Genomic DNA, 13,478 nt, shown 5'->3' on the forward strand with positions numbered 1-13,478 from the left:
CTCCACTCGACACCGTCGTGTAACAAGTCGAACATAGCATCTCGCCGTCGATATGACCGGCGCGGGTTCGCGTCCGTGTCACTTCATCACGTCCACGGAGATACGTTATGCGAACGTCGGCCCTACGGCCTTTCGCGGTCGCCGGCCTGGTCGCGCTGATCGCACTCCTCAGCGCCTGCGGCGACGACCTGAATGCAGACCCCGCGCCCGTCGCGCAGCAGAAGGCCGCCTGCGGCGGCGCCGCCGTCGCCACCGCGCAGATGCGTTGCCCGCCGGGTTTCACCGCGCCCGCATCTTCGCCCGCTTCCTGATACCGGTCGTTCCAACCAGAAATCCAATCAAGAGCAACCAGCATGGCCACTCATTCACGACGCGATTTTCTGAAGTTCTCCGCCGGCCTCGCCGGTGCGACCGCCGCCACCGCACTGCTTCCCGAATCGATCCGCAAGGCGCTCGCGATCGAGCCGAATACCGTGACGGGCACGATCCAGGATGTCCAGCACATCGTCGTGTTCATGCAGGAAAACCGCTCGTTCGACCACTACCTCGGGCACCTGAGCGGCGTGCGCGGCTACAACGACCGCTTCCCGGTCACGCTGCCGAACGGCAAGCCGGTCTGGTTCCAGCCGCGGCAGGAGGACAAGGCGAGCGTGATCGCGCCGTTCCGCTACGACACGACCGACCCGGGCGTGAACGCGCAGTGCATCGGCGGCCTGCCGCATACGTGGGCGACGACGCACGGCGCGATCGACGGCGGCCGTGCGGATCAATGGGCGATGCAGAAGTCCAACATGACGATGGGCTATCACGTCCGCGACGACATCCCGTTCCACTACGCGCTCGCGGATGCGTTCACCGTGTGCGACAACTACTTCTGCTCGATCCCGGGCAACACGCACCCGAACCGCATGTACCTGATGACGGGCATGGTCGATCCGCTCGGCACGGGCGGCGGCCCGCTGCTCGACAACACCGACTACATCGACAACCAGTTCGACAAGATCAAGTTGCCGCCCTTCAGCTGGACGACCTACCCGGAGCGGCTCGAACAGGCCGGCATCTCGTGGCAGGTCTACCAGCAGGGCACCGGGTTCGACAACTTCACAGGCAACTACGGCACGAACATGCTCGCGTGCTTCAACAACTTCGTGAATGCGCCGGCCGGTTCGTCGCTGCAGACGCGCGGGATGAGCACGCGCCCGATCACGCAACTGAAAGCCGACGTGCAGGCGAACGCGCTGCCGCAGGTATCGTGGCTGCTGCCGCCGGCCGCGTATTCGGAACACCCGAAGTTCACGCCGCTGTACGGCGCCTACTACCTGTCGACGATCCTCGACGCGCTGACGTCCAATCCGGACGTGTGGAGCAAGACCGTGCTGCTCGTCATGTACGACGAGAACGACGGCTTCTTCGACCATGTCGTGCCGCCGCAAGCGCCGACGTTGCCGGGCTCCGGCATGAGCACGGTGGACGTGTCGCTCGAGCGGCACAACGTCGTGACCTCGACGCAGACCGGCACGTATACCGCCGACAACCTGCCGTACGGCCTCGGCCCGCGCGTGCCGATGTTCGTCGTGTCGCCGTGGTCGAAGGGCGGCTTCGTCTGCTCGCAGGTCTTCGATCACACGTCGGTGCTGCAATTCATCGAGAAGCGCTTCGGCGTGATGGAAACGAACATCTCGCCGTGGCGCCGCGCGATCTGCGGCGACCTGACGTCGGCGCTCGACTTCTCGAAATCGGATGCGACGTTGCCGACCTTGCCGAGCACGCAGGCGTATGTCGCGCAGGCGGACCTGCAATGCTCGCGTGCGTCGTCGCAGACCGCGCCGACCAGCACCGCGCAGCAGGTCGTGACAGCGCAGGAATCCGGCACGCGGCCGGCGCGCGCGCTGCCGTACGAACTGCACGTCACCGGCCAGCTCGGCGCGCAAGGCTATGCGCTGACGTTCGCGAATACCGGCACGCAAGGTGCGCACTTCTGGGTCTATACGGGCGACGCCACCGCGATGCCGCGCCGCTACACGGTCGAAGCGGGCAAGCAGTTGACCGATACGTGGGCGCTCGACGCGAACGGCAACTACCTGGTGAGCGTCTGGGGGCCGAACGGCTATTTCCGGCGCTTTGCGGGGTCCGCCGCCGCGGACGCCGCCGCGAAGCCTGAAATCACCGCGTGCTATGACGCCGCGAACGGCGACGTCTATGTGACGTTCGCCAATGCGGGCAGCAGCGCGCTGACGATCACGGCGACCGATGTCGCGTACGGCGGGGCGGCGCGCACGCTGACGATTCCGGCAGGGCAGCGCGTCGAAGCGCACTGGGATCTGTCGTGCAGCAGCCACTGGTACGACCTGCAGTTCGCGGTTGCGGGGAATGCGGGCTGGATGCGTCGCATCGCGGGGCACGTCGAAACCGGCAAGGCCAGCATCACCGATCCGGCTGCCGTGGCGCCGACGATTACGGCGATCTGACGACAAGAGGCGTGCGCTGCCGGCTGGTTGGAGCCGGCCGGCGCACGCGCATGCGATGTCGAGGTTGCGGTAGCGGTAGCGGCGTCAGGGCATCAGCCTGTCGTCGTGCGCCATGATCGGCGCGCAGCATCGCGGGCCACATGCCGTAGTAACGCACGATGTAGCTGTCCGCGCGGCGAAACAGCCAGAGCGTGTCGAAGCTGACGAGATCGACCACGCCTTCGCCGTGCAACTGCCCGTCGCGCTCCATCGCGCGAATGAAATGCAGCTGGTTGCCGGAGTATCGCAGAACCGGTTCGCGGATTTGCGCTCGCCAGCCAGGTGCTAACCATCCATGACAGTGTGCCCGCCAGCGGTTCGCTAGAATGCCGGATCGCCGCCGCCGCTTGACGCGGGCGGCGCTTCGCGCGCTACACTGCGTTCATTCCATTCCCATCCAACCTCCCATCCCGCCGACGATGACGTCTCCTGTCCTGAACGGCCTGCGCATCGGTATCACGATCGGATTGCGTGCCCCCGACGAAAGCCTGTGGATCAACGGCATCAAGCAGAACGCGCTGTTTCTCGCGAAGCTGCTGATGGCTTCGCCGTACGGCTATCGCGTGACGCTGGTCAACACGACCGACGTGCCGCTCACCGACGCGCTGCCGTGGGATCGCGCCGTGTACGACACGCGCGCGTTCGCCGACATGAAGGATTCGCTCGACGTGGTGATCGAGCTCGGCGGGCAGATCGACGCCGAGCAGACGGCCTACCTGAAAGCGCGCGGCGCGAAGCTCGTCAGCTATTGCTGCGGCGTCGAGTACATCAACGCGATGGAGTCGATGCTGTTCGGCCGCCGGCTGTGGGACACGCTGTTCATCAACCGCGGCTACGACGAGGTGTGGGCGATTCCGCAGATCGCGCCGTCGTCGCTGCCGTTCCTGCAGTCGCTGCGCCGCTGCCCGGGGCGCGTCGTGCCGTTCGTGTGGGATCCGATGTTCCTGAGCGCACGCGCGCAATCGCTGCCGGAGCACGGCGAATACCGGCCGCGCAGCGAGCCCGGCAAGCGACTGACGGTAATGGAGCCGAACCACAACGTCGTGAAGTTCTGCGTGTATCCGATGCTGATCATCGACGAGGCGTATCGCCGCGACCCCGATGCGATCTGCTTCACGCACGTGACGAACGCCGATCGCCTCGCGCACGACAGCCCCGAGTTCGTGATGCTGATGAACTACCTGGACATCGTGCGCGCGGGCAAGGCGAGCTTCGTCGGGCGCTTCGATACGCCGCTGTTCCTGGCCGACCTGACCGATATCGTCGTGTCGCATCAATGGTCGAACCCGCTCAACTATTTCTATTTCGACGTGTGCTGGCAGGGCTATCCGCTCGTGCACAACGCGAGCCTCGCGCCCGATCTCGGCTACTACTATCCGGACAACGACGTGCAGCAGGGCGCCGATGCGCTGCTGCGCGCGCTGCATACGCATGACGACGACTGGGAAGCGTACACGCGACGCCAGCGCGACATCCTCAGCCGCTATACGTCGGCGAATCCCGCGCTAGTCGCCGAATACGATGCGCTGCTCGCGAACCTGATCGGTGCGACGGCCGCATAACGCCCGATTTTTCGAGGCGCTTGCCCGTTGCGCCGCGGGCCGCCATCGGGGTTGTCCCACCCTAATGTCTGATGAATTGATGCCGTTAAAAAGAAACCGTCGAACCCGTTCGGGTCGACGGTTTTTTGAAGGCACGAATTTGACGGCTCCGAGGGAAGTCCGTCGAAAACAAGTTTATAGGTTAACAAGTCGGAAAGATTGTTAAATTTGTTTCGATCGGCAATCATCATATAATTAAACTTGATATTATCGATTCAAGGCGGTTCGATTCCGTTTTGAAATTCAATAATTTCGTTTGAGGCGGGAAATTGAATGCTGCGATGATCGAATGACTCGCGGCGGCAGGTTTTCAGCGAGTGATGGTCCGGGCAGCCGGCCACGGCGGCGTGGCTTGGCATCGAATGCGGGCGGTGCATCACGGGTCGGTATTTATCTGATCAATTGAAGGATTTTCGATTTTAGAAGCTGGCATATCGCGGAAAATCGATTCGGATAAAGTTGTTTGAGCAAAAAAGATGAGCGATTTCCGGATTGTGTTTCCGTCATTCGCGTTGTGTAACCTGTCGCACTGTCGGTGTCGTGCGTACATGGTGTATTCCCAGTAATTGAATATCGTTGAAAATATCGAATTTGACGGCGCGCCGAAGCGATAAGTACGCTCCCGGAAAAGATCGACATAACAGGATGGGCCGGGTAGGCGGCGGAGCGCGTCATGGTCGGTTCGCTCCGCATGTTTGTTGAGGTCGAGCCGTCTTCGGCGGCTCGCCATTTGCCGGAGCGCCGGATGAATGCGGTCGAAGCTCGCCTGGAGGCGAATCGGGAAGCGAATCGTGACGAAATCGATCTCGTGTTCGGCGCCCCTGACGATCATCCCGACCTCGCGTCGGTACGCAGTTTCGTGGAAAGCCGGCTCGGGTTCGCGCACGAGCCGGTGTGCCGATCCGACCTGTCGGGCGGCGTGCTGTATCAGGAATGCCTGGCGCGGTTGCGTTGGGGCGAGCGCGACGTGCTGCCGCCGGTCGCGTTCCTGCCGCGCCTCGAGGCGCTCGGGCTGATGCGCTGGTTCGACCGGCTCGTGGTGAGCCGGACGATCGACGGGCTGCGCGCCGATCCGGGCGCCGTCTACGGGTGCAACGTCGCGGCGGCGAGCGCGGTCGTCGACGATGCGTGGCTGGCGATTTTCAGGCGGCTCGAGCGCGAACCGTCGGTCGCGGCGCGTCTGGTGGTCGAGATCACGGAGACGGGGCCGCTGAATCCCGTCGCGGGCCGGTCGTTCGTGAACCGCTTCCGGCAAGCCGGATGCCGGATCGCGATCGACGATTTCGGCGTCGGCTTCAGCGCGTTGAACAATCTGGTGGTCGGCAATCCCGACATCGTGAAGCTCGACCGGTCGGTCCTGTCGATGATCAAGCGCAACGCGATCGGGCGATACCAGTTCCGCAGGCTGATCGCGTTCGCGCATGAAGGCGCGCGGCACGTCGTCGTCGAAGGCGTGGAGAACGAGATCGACCGGCAGATCATCGTGGATGCCGGCGTCGCATGGGCGCAGGGCATCCGTTTTACATGGCGGCCGCCGGCCGCCGCGTGACGGCGCGGGAACAGGCGGGCGGCGTGCGTGATGCGCGCCGGAGTCGGGCGGGGCCGGCGCGTGGCCGGGATGAATCGCAAAGGGGCGTGGGCATGGCGGAGACGAAGACTGGAGGCGGAACGAGCACGCAGGCGACCGATGCGCGCGACTTGGTCGCGCTCGCCGAGCTGGCCGACATGCTGTGGCAACTGGGCGCCGAATCGACCGATGTGCCGATCGACGTCACGCCGTATCTCGACGGCCTGAAGGCCGTCGCGCGCCGTATTCAGCGGATGACGCCGCTCAACGCCAACAGCCGCGAGCTGGCGGCGCAGCACTATTACGCGGGCGTCATCGCGGGCGCGTGCGGCGACGATTCGGCGATCGCGCGCGGCGTGTCCGACAGCCTCGTGAAGCAATCCGGCGGCGCAAGCCGGCTGGCGGCCCGTTGCTTCGCCATGCTCGCACGCACGGGGCGGCGGCATGGCCGCGCATTCGCCGCGCAAAGCGGCGCTCGGGTGCTGGTGTAGGGCGCGATCCCCTGTTTCGACAAAATCATTCGTGAGGCTGGCCACCAGAAGGTGCCGTCATTGGCGTGAGCAGGCCCGGGCGCATCCGGTGCGCGTGCGGGCCGGCACGCGGTTTCGACATCGCGCGGGCGTAGCGGCCCGGCGGCCCGGCCTCCCGGACGCACTGCAAATCGATCAATCCCTCCCGAAACCGCCGAGCACCAGCGCCATCGCGCGGTCGATCGCGTCGTCCCATTGCCCGACGTGTGTCGCGCGCACGATCCGGATGCCCGGGTAGAGCGCGGTGCGCGAGCCGGTCTCCCAGCGCGCATCGGCTTTCGGGCTGAGCAGCAGCACGGCCGGCACACCGAGCGCGCCGGCGAGGTGGATGTGCGCGGTGCAGGTGGTCACGACGGCATCCATCGCGAGCATCAGCGCCGCGAGATCGCTGAAATCGCCGATCGCGTGATGCGGGAACGTGACCGGCAGGTCCGATTGCTCGGACTGCGCGGACAGGTCGCGGTTGATGCAATACGCGGCGTAGCCCTGCATCCGTGCAAGCGGTGCGAAATCACGCAGGCTCGCCGCGCGATGGAAGCGCGCGTCGCTTTCGTCGCGGCCGCGCCAGTTGAGCCCGATGCGGCGCGTGCCGGGCGCGTGGCCATCGCGCGACACGCGCTCGCGCCATGCGGCCGCGTGCGCGGGCGGGCACGACAGGTAGGCGGCCGGTGCGCCTTCCGGCGCCGGCGCGTAGCCGAACAGGGCGGCGAGCATCAGGAACGAACACCAGTAGTCGTGTGCGATCTGCGACGTATCGGCCCATGCGCCGTGCACGCCGATGAATTCGATGCGCGGGAACGTATGGCGCAGCAGGCCCGTCAGCGCATCGGGGACGACGACGGTCACGCCCGCATAGCCGAGCGCGTCCAGCGCGTGCAGGTAGCGTGCGTACTGGAACTGGTCGCCGGCGCCGCCGTAGCTGACCACGAGCAGCCGCTTGCCGTGCAGCGGCTGGCCCTGGTAGAGCCGCTCGGTCGGCAGTCCGAACTGCGCGGCCGTCAGCACGTTTTCGCTGGCGACGGTGGCGCGGGCGGCCTCGTCGCGCCGGCCGGCGCGCAGCAGCAGCGCCGAGCGCGCCAGTTCGATGCGTCCGCGCGTTGCGTCGGGCAGCGCGGCCGGATCGCCGAAGCGGTCGAGTGCCGCGAGCCCGGCGTCGGGCGCGCCGGCGAAGCCATAGCACGACGCGAGCTGCAGCGCGATCGCATCGTCGTCGAGCCCGCGGCCGCGCGCGCGTTGCCAGCGGTCGATCGCATGACCCCACTCGCAGCGCGATTCGTGGTCGAGCGCGCGATTCCAGTTCGTTTCGGGTGCGTCGGCGCCCACTGTGCCGGCGGTCGCATGATTCGCGTTGCTTTCGGCCGTCGATGCGGTGGCGAGCGGCTCGCCCGAGATGAACAGCCGCTGCCGGTCCCAGCGCGGGTTCGGCACGCAGAGCATGTTCAGCCCGTCGATCCGGTAGAACGTGTAGTCGAGGCCGGCGAATGTATCGATGATCGGCGCTTCGCCGACTTTCCAGTATTCGATCCAGCACCACGGCAGATGCGTCTCGATCAATCGGCGCGCGCCGCGCAGCGCGTCGATCTCCATCCCTTCGATGTCGAGCTTCAGGAAATCCAGCCGCGGCAGGCCGAGCGAATCGAGCCTGGCGACCGGCGTCGGCGTGCCGCCCGCCGCTTGGCCGTCGACGAGCGATACCGAACCGAAATCGGCATCCTGCCCATAGTCGATGTCGGGCACCTTCATCGTGCCGTTGGCGCTGGCGAGCCCCATGTTCAGCAGATGGAGGTTGTCGAGCTCGTTGAGCGCGATGGTGCCGCCGAGCGCATGGAACAGCGTGCGCTGCGGCTCGAACGCGTACACACGGCCGCTGCGCGCGCGCAGCCGGTGCGCGATCGGCACGCACACGAGCCCTGCGTTCGCGCCGCCGTCCACCGCGATCGCGCCGTCCGGCAACTGGTCGATCACCTGCAGGATCGTGTCGAGCTCGGCCTGGATATGCGGCCGGCCGGTCTTGATCAGCGCCTCGGCCTGCAGCGCGCAGTGCCGGTTGATGACGAACGGGCCGTGGATCGAATCGATCACGACGAAATTGCGGACGGTCTGATTCATGGGCGGGACGTGTGCGAAGGAGGTCAGCCGAGTGCGCGGCCGGCGAACAGCTGCTGGATCTGCGCGGAATACGCGCGGACGTTGTGTTCGGCGAGCGTGTCGACCTGGTGCAGGCAGCGGCGGGCGGCCGCCGCATAGTCGTCGAGCCGCGCGTCGTGCGTTTGCGCGGCGGTCGCGATCGCGCGCGCCGCATCGAAGATCTCGAAGTCCGGATAGTAGTAGCCGACGTCGCGCAGGAACGGCGAGTTGTGCACGAGCGGGTAGTTGCCGTACAGCGCGTCGTACAGCAGGTAGTTGAGGCCGTTTTCCCAGTGATGCGACACGACGATGTCGGTGTGATGCGCGGCCCACGCGACGAACGGCGCGCGCACGTCGGCCGTCGCCTTGCCGTCGCGCACCATCTCGAGCCCGAGCGCGAGATGCTTGAAGGCGACGTTCTCCTTCTTGTCGAACGTGTTGGTCATGTACACGTGCTCGACGAGTTCCGGATGCTCGACGTAGCACGCGTTCGCGGCGAGCATCGGCACGATCGAACTCTTCACGACATTCAGGTTCGGTTCGAAGAACGCGATGCGCTTTGCCGGGCCGTGGTTCCGGTAGCCGAAGCGGGCCTTCAGTTCGGGATCCGCGTCGAGGCTGCGCTCGATGAAATACGGCGACCAGATGTGCGGCAGTTCGATCACCGGCGCGCGATACACGGCCTGGAAATACGCCGCGCACGTATGCATGTGCTGCGGGTTGGTCCAGATCTCGTCGAACTGCACGCGGTGCGGGTTCGGCCGCCAGTCGTTCTTCTCGAAGTTGATCGTCTCGACCGCGATCACGTAGTCGTTGCCGAAGCGGTACGACACGCACTTGCCGCCGCGCCGGCGCACGACGTCCGTGTGCGACGGGTCGATGAACGCGTTCATCTCGATCAGCAGGTCGGTCTGGTGGACGATCGACGACAGCGGCCGCAGCGCGGCGCCGAACGCGTCCATCATCAGCGCCTGCGGATAGTCGGTGATGCCGTCGTCGTGCGCGAGCCAGACCTCGCCGATCAGCGGCGACTGCTTCAGCAGCATGTACAGGTACACGCAATGCTGGTTCGCGCCGTTGTACCAGATCGACTGCGTCGCGTCGCGCTGCACGTTCATCGTTATCGCGACATTGAGTTTCATGGCAGCTCCGTGAGGCGGGCGGGGCGCGGCTTACTGCACGGCGCCTTGCGACCGGCGCGGCACGTAGCCCGTCAGATGCCAGCGGCCGTCGTCGTCGAGGCGAAAGCTCAGCTTCTCGAACACGGTCGCGCCGTTCGTCAGCGTGGTTGCATAGTCGACGTTCGCGTAGAGCCCGTCGGGCGTCGTCGATGCATTCGTATAGCGGATGCGCGTGATCTGCGCCCAGCCGCGATGGCTGACCGCACCGACCGACTGGCGGGCTTGCTGCATGTCGGCCGCGAACTGGTCCTGCTTGATGCGCGCCTTCACGAATGCGGCGGCATCGCTCCACACCGCACCGTACTGGCCGGCGTCGAGCTGCTTGAACACTGCGTCCGAATCGCGGAGCAGCGAGTCGGCCGATTCGCCGGCCGATTGCGCGTGCGCGCCGATCGCGATCGAAGCGACGGCGCAGCCGATCATCCATTTGGCGCGGGTGAAGGGCGTGCGTGCATTCATGTCGGGATCCGGAAAGGGCGGCGCGTCACGCGTCGCGATAGAGGGTGGCGATCGCGTCCGTATAGGCGGCGACGTTCTCGGGGTTATAGATGCTGACCGAGTCGAGCACGTGCTTCGACTGCTCGCGGTACGCTTCCAGGTTCGCGTCGTGTTCGGCGAATGCCTGCAGCAGCGCGCGGCCACCGGCCTGGCAGTCGAAGTCCGGATAGAAATACCCGGCCTTGCCGAGGAACGGCGAGTTGTGGATCAGCGGATAGTCGCCGTACAGCAGCTCGTAATACAGGTAGTTCTGCGCGTTTTCCCACGTGTGCGACACCACCGCATCGCCGTACGCGGCCATGAACTCGTACACCGCATAGCGGCTTTCGAACGTCGTGATGCCGTGGTTCACGATGTCGAGGCTCTTCGCGAAGTGGACGAAGGTTGCATGCTCCTTGATGTGGATCGTGTTGCATACGCGCACGAATTCAAGGAATTTCGGATCGGCACGGTATGCCTCTTCCGTGACCAGCATCGGGATGATGCTCGTCTTCACCATGCAGATGTTCGGTTCGAACATCGTCACGCGCCAGCGCGGCTTGCCGGGCCGATAGCCGTACGACAAACCGGCGCCGAGCGTCGCGCGCGCCTTGTCGAACAGCATCGGGTGCCAGATGTGCGGGACGATCGTGACCGGCGCGCGCAGGCCCGTCTGGTAATAGTGCAGGCACGAGCGCTCGAATTCGGGAATCGTCCATACCGCGTCGTACGGCGCGCCCGAGAACAGGAAGCCCGACGGCTTGTTGAACATCGCGCGTTCGATGTCGATCACGTAGTCGTTGCCGACCCGCATCGTGACGACCTTGCCGCCGCGCTCGCGGAACGCACGCAGGTAGTCCGCGCCGAACTGCGCGCTCATTTCGATCAGCACGTCGCAGCGTTGCAGCGCTTCGTCCATCGACAGCAGCGGCACGTCCCATTCGCCGAGCATCATCTGCGGATCGGCGACCTGTTCGCCGCCGTTCACCATCACGGCTTCCGCGACGAGCGGCGACTGGCGCAGCAGCAGGATCAGCAGCAGGCAGTTCTGGAAGATGCCGTTTTCCCACAGCGACTGGCCGGCGCCGCGCACGAACAGCGATACGCCGACGACGAGACGCTTGCCCTCGCCGGGCGCTTGACGGGCATTGGAGTCCGACATGCGTATGCTCCGGTTCAGGCGACCAGACGCGAGACGAACGCGTCCAGGTTCGCGGGGTTGTCGATCGAGACCGACTGCAGCAGCCGGTTGGCTTTCGCGCGGTAGTCGTCGAGGCGTTCGTCGTGATGCAGCCACGCGTCGAGCAGCGCGCGGCCGCCCGCGGCCGAGTCGAAGTCCGGGTAGTAATAGCCGGCGTCGCCGAGCAGCGTCGAGTTGTGGAGCAGCGGATAGCCGCCGTGCAGCACGTCGTAATACAGGTAGTTCTGCCCGTTTTCCCAGTGGTGCGACACGACCGCATCCGCATGGTGCGCCATGAAGCCCGGCAGGTCGATGCGCGGTTCGAAGGTCGCCTTGTGCTGGCGCACGAGATCGAGGCTGTTCGCGAAGTGCACGAAGGTCGGATGCTCCTTCATGTGCATCGCGTTGACGACGAACATGTGTTGCACCGCGTCCGGCCGCGCGCGATAGAACTCGTCGCACGCGAGCATCGGGTAGTGGCAGGACTTGACGACCGAGATGTTCGGCTCGAGCATCGCCAGGCGCCACGGGCGGTGGCCGGGCCGATAGCCGAACGTCGCGCCTTCGCTCGCCAGCGCGGCGACGCGGCGATCGAGGAAGTACGGCGACCAGATATGCGGCATCAGGTGCACCGGCGCGCGCAGGATGGTCTGCAGCATCGGCGCCGCGGTCTTGTCGTATTGCGGCAGCAGCCACACTTCGTCGAACGGTGCGCCGTTGAAGATGTGCCCCGACGGTTTTTCGAAGATCGGGGTTTCGCACAGGCCGGCATACACGTGCCCGCAGAAGAACGCGGCGATTTTCTTGCCGAGCGCCTTCATGTGCCTGAGCCATTCGACCGGCAGCTGCGCGCCCATTTCGATTACGACGTCGAGTTCGTGCGTGACGTCGGCGGGATTCACGAGCGGGATGTCGAGGCCATCGAGTTCGAGGCCGGCCGGCAGTGCGTTGGCGTCGCCGCCGTTCAGGAAATAGACGGGGCCGACGCGATCCGAGCGCTTGAGCATCATCGCGAGGAACGCGATGTTCTGGTGAATGCCGTTTTCCCAGATCGCCTGGCCGTCCCGCGCAAACAGCGAGATGCCGACTGCCGGCCGTTGCTTGCGGGTGCCGCCCGCGGCGGCTTCATTGATGTCCGTCACCGGTTGGTTTCCTCTGCGGCGTCGTGCGTCCGGGCATGGCGTCGAGCGTCTGGCCCGGAAGCGGCGCGCCGTGGATTGTCATGGTTGCATTCGCGCCGGTGCGCCGCGGCACGCGAATCGGGCGACGTGGTTCGCGGGGGCGGCAGCCGGGTTCCGGCGTGTCGCCGGGCACGCCTGGCACGGCGTGCGATTCGGGCAGGCTGCCCCGGCGACTGTCTGCGGCGATTGTGGCACGGAAATCGCCGGTTTGTGGAGGCACGTGACGAACTTTGACATAGCCGGCGGCCAGCGGAAACGGGGCGCCGGCGCAGCGACGCGCGCGTTGATCGGCGGATGTCCGGCGCGGCGCTGGCGGCCTGCCGGATCGGCCGCCGCGCGCGGCGGTCGTCCGCTCAGTGCTGCAGCGTGATTTCGACGCGGCGGTTGCTGGCGCGGCCTTCGGGCGTTGCGTTGGACGCGACCGGATCGGCCTTGCCGCGGCCCGTGACCGTCAGCGTGTCGGCCTTCAGCCCGTGCGCCTTCAGATAGGCGGCGACGGATTCGGCACGGCGCTTCGACAGTGCGAGGTTGTAGTCGTCGCTGCCCACCGTATCCGTAAAGCCGGTGATCGTCACCTGCGAGTACGTGCGGTCCGCGCGCTCGCTCAACAGCCGGTCGAGCGATTCGCGTGCGGTCGGTGCGAGCGTCGCGTGGTCGGTCGCGAACAGCGCGTCGCCCGACAGGTTCACGCGTTCGACGGTGGCAGGCGCCGGCGCCGGCTCGGCTGCCGCGGCCGCTTCGGCCGGCGCGGCGCCGCACTGGAAGACCAGCGTCGCGGGATCGGATTTGTCGCGCAGCGCGCGGGCCGAGTCGACGGTGCGCACCGGCTGGTCGCCGCAGATCTTGCGGGCAGCTTTCATGCAGGTCTGCGGGCCGGACAGCAGGCCGTGGCAGTCCACCTGGAACGTGCGCACGCCGTCGCGCGGCTGCAGTTCGGAGGCGCTGAAGGTCGGGCCGGATGCGGTCGAGCACGCGGCGAGGGCCATTGCGGAAAGCGCGAGCGCAAGAGCGAGTTTGTTCACGGTTACGTCCTCAAAGCTTGGGTTGACAGAAGCCGGCCGCGGGCTGCGCGGCCGGCTCGTCCTGCCGTCGGGGCCGCCGCGGGCCGGCCGGCCTGGCGGCGCGAC

12 protein-coding genes and 1 pseudogene are annotated in these 13,478 nt (G+C 66.2%); 5 read left to right on the forward strand and 8 right to left on the reverse strand.

Annotation, left to right across the window (positions count from 1 at the left end; all coding sequences use genetic code 11):
- The first annotated feature begins 107 nt into the window (after positions 1 to 107).
- Together ACM6JT_RS34870 and ACM6JT_RS34875 are read left to right on the forward strand one after the other, a co-directional pair.
- The gene (locus ACM6JT_RS34870) at positions 108 to 311 is read left to right on the forward strand and encodes a hypothetical protein (RefSeq protein ID WP_034180863.1); all 204 of its coding nucleotides are present in this window, start codon (positions 108 to 110) and stop codon (positions 309 to 311) included.
- Between the two features lie 42 nt (positions 312 to 353).
- On the forward strand, positions 354 to 2,468 hold the full coding sequence (locus ACM6JT_RS34875) for a phosphocholine-specific phospholipase C (protein ID WP_217590198.1): 2,115 nt from the start codon (positions 354 to 356) through the stop codon (positions 2,466 to 2,468).
- Positions 2,469 to 2,552: 84 nt separating this feature from the next.
- On the opposite strand, the pseudogene ACM6JT_RS34880 reads toward ACM6JT_RS34875, so the two are convergent.
- A pseudogene (locus ACM6JT_RS34880) lies at positions 2,553 to 2,745 on the reverse strand (galactosyl transferase GMA12/MNN10 domain protein); the annotation flags it as partial.
- Between the two features lie 181 nt (positions 2,746 to 2,926).
- On the opposite strand from ACM6JT_RS34880, the gene ACM6JT_RS34885 reads away from it, so the two are divergent.
- Positions 2,927 to 4,069: a DUF2827 domain-containing protein gene (locus tag ACM6JT_RS34885; RefSeq protein WP_034180854.1), complete on the forward strand. Its 1,143-nt coding sequence runs from the start codon at positions 2,927 to 2,929 to the stop codon at positions 4,067 to 4,069.
- A 415-nt stretch (positions 4,070 to 4,484) separates the two neighbouring features.
- On the opposite strand, the gene ACM6JT_RS34890 is transcribed toward ACM6JT_RS34885, so the two are convergent.
- A complete protein-coding gene (locus ACM6JT_RS34890) occupies positions 4,485 to 4,940 on the reverse strand; it encodes a hypothetical protein (protein WP_414858263.1) in 456 nt (151 codons plus the stop codon).
- Between ACM6JT_RS34890 and ACM6JT_RS34895 the strand changes: the two genes are divergently transcribed.
- Complete coding sequence (locus tag ACM6JT_RS34895; RefSeq protein ID WP_034180853.1) at positions 4,854 to 5,657, forward strand: EAL domain-containing protein; 804 nt, start codon at positions 4,854 to 4,856, stop codon at positions 5,655 to 5,657. The genes ACM6JT_RS34890 and ACM6JT_RS34895 overlap by 87 nt on opposite strands.
- Before the next feature lie 92 nt (positions 5,658 to 5,749).
- A complete protein-coding gene (locus ACM6JT_RS34900) occupies positions 5,750 to 6,166 on the forward strand; it encodes a hypothetical protein (RefSeq protein ID WP_034180852.1) in 417 nt (138 codons plus the stop codon).
- Between the two features lie 174 nt (positions 6,167 to 6,340).
- Here ACM6JT_RS34900 and ACM6JT_RS34905 read toward each other — a convergent pair whose 3' ends face one another.
- From ACM6JT_RS34905 to ACM6JT_RS34930, 6 genes are all read right to left on the reverse strand, one after another.
- Positions 6,341 to 8,314 carry an FkbM family methyltransferase gene (locus ACM6JT_RS34905; RefSeq protein WP_414858181.1) on the reverse strand — a complete coding sequence of 658 codons (1,974 nt, stop codon included), beginning with the start codon at positions 8,312 to 8,314 and terminating at the stop codon, positions 6,341 to 6,343.
- 23 nt (positions 8,315 to 8,337) lie between these two features.
- Entirely contained in the window at positions 8,338 to 9,474 is a 1,137-nt protein-coding gene (locus ACM6JT_RS34910; protein WP_034180850.1) for a DUF2827 family protein, read from the reverse strand.
- 30 nt (positions 9,475 to 9,504) lie between these two features.
- Positions 9,505 to 9,972 (reverse strand): DUF4019 domain-containing protein, encoded by a 468-nt coding sequence (locus tag ACM6JT_RS34915; RefSeq protein ID WP_414858182.1) that lies wholly within the window; start codon positions 9,970 to 9,972, stop codon positions 9,505 to 9,507.
- A gap of 25 nt (positions 9,973 to 9,997) precedes the next feature.
- Complete coding sequence (locus tag ACM6JT_RS34920; protein WP_105390268.1) at positions 9,998 to 11,152, reverse strand: DUF2827 domain-containing protein; 1,155 nt, start codon at positions 11,150 to 11,152, stop codon at positions 9,998 to 10,000.
- Positions 11,153 to 11,166: 14 nt separating this feature from the next.
- Positions 11,167 to 12,312 carry a DUF2827 domain-containing protein gene (locus ACM6JT_RS34925; protein ID WP_105390269.1) on the reverse strand — a complete coding sequence of 382 codons (1,146 nt, stop codon included), beginning with the start codon at positions 12,310 to 12,312 and terminating at the stop codon, positions 11,167 to 11,169.
- Positions 12,313 to 12,704: 392 nt separating this feature from the next.
- Positions 12,705 to 13,373 carry an OmpA family protein gene (locus ACM6JT_RS34930; RefSeq protein WP_407971969.1) on the reverse strand — a complete coding sequence of 223 codons (669 nt, stop codon included), beginning with the start codon at positions 13,371 to 13,373 and terminating at the stop codon, positions 12,705 to 12,707.
- Positions 13,374 to 13,478 lie beyond the last annotated feature (105 nt).

It is taken from the genome of Burkholderia sp. IT-111MI5, assembly GCF_949752865.1.
GTDB classification, from domain to species: Bacteria; Pseudomonadota; Gammaproteobacteria; order Burkholderiales; family Burkholderiaceae; genus Burkholderia; species Burkholderia pyrrocinia_C.

Bases quoted from the DNA above. Each gene is read 5' to 3' on its own strand.
- ACM6JT_RS34920 (WP_105390268.1), bottom strand. From the start codon at position 11,152: ATGTCGGACTCCAATGCCCGTCAAGCGCCCGGCGAGGGCAAGCGTCTC.
- ACM6JT_RS34915 (WP_414858182.1), bottom strand. From the start codon at position 9,972: ATGAATGCACGCACGCCCTTCACCCGCGCCAAATGGATGATCGGCTGC.
- ACM6JT_RS34890 (WP_414858263.1), bottom strand. From the start codon at position 4,940: ATGATCGTCAGGGGCGCCGAACACGAGATCGATTTCGTCACGATTCGC.
- ACM6JT_RS34870 (WP_034180863.1), top strand. From the start codon at position 108: ATGCGAACGTCGGCCCTACGGCCTTTCGCGGTCGCCGGCCTGGTCGCG.
- ACM6JT_RS34875 (WP_217590198.1), top strand. From the start codon at position 354: ATGGCCACTCATTCACGACGCGATTTTCTGAAGTTCTCCGCCGGCCTC.
- ACM6JT_RS34900 (WP_034180852.1), top strand. From the start codon at position 5,750: ATGGCGGAGACGAAGACTGGAGGCGGAACGAGCACGCAGGCGACCGAT.
- ACM6JT_RS34910 (WP_034180850.1), bottom strand. From the start codon at position 9,474: ATGAAACTCAATGTCGCGATAACGATGAACGTGCAGCGCGACGCGACG.
- ACM6JT_RS34895 (WP_034180853.1), top strand. From the start codon at position 4,854: ATGAATGCGGTCGAAGCTCGCCTGGAGGCGAATCGGGAAGCGAATCGT.
- ACM6JT_RS34885 (WP_034180854.1), top strand. From the start codon at position 2,927: ATGACGTCTCCTGTCCTGAACGGCCTGCGCATCGGTATCACGATCGGA.
- ACM6JT_RS34905 (WP_414858181.1), bottom strand. From the start codon at position 8,314: ATGAATCAGACCGTCCGCAATTTCGTCGTGATCGATTCGATCCACGGC.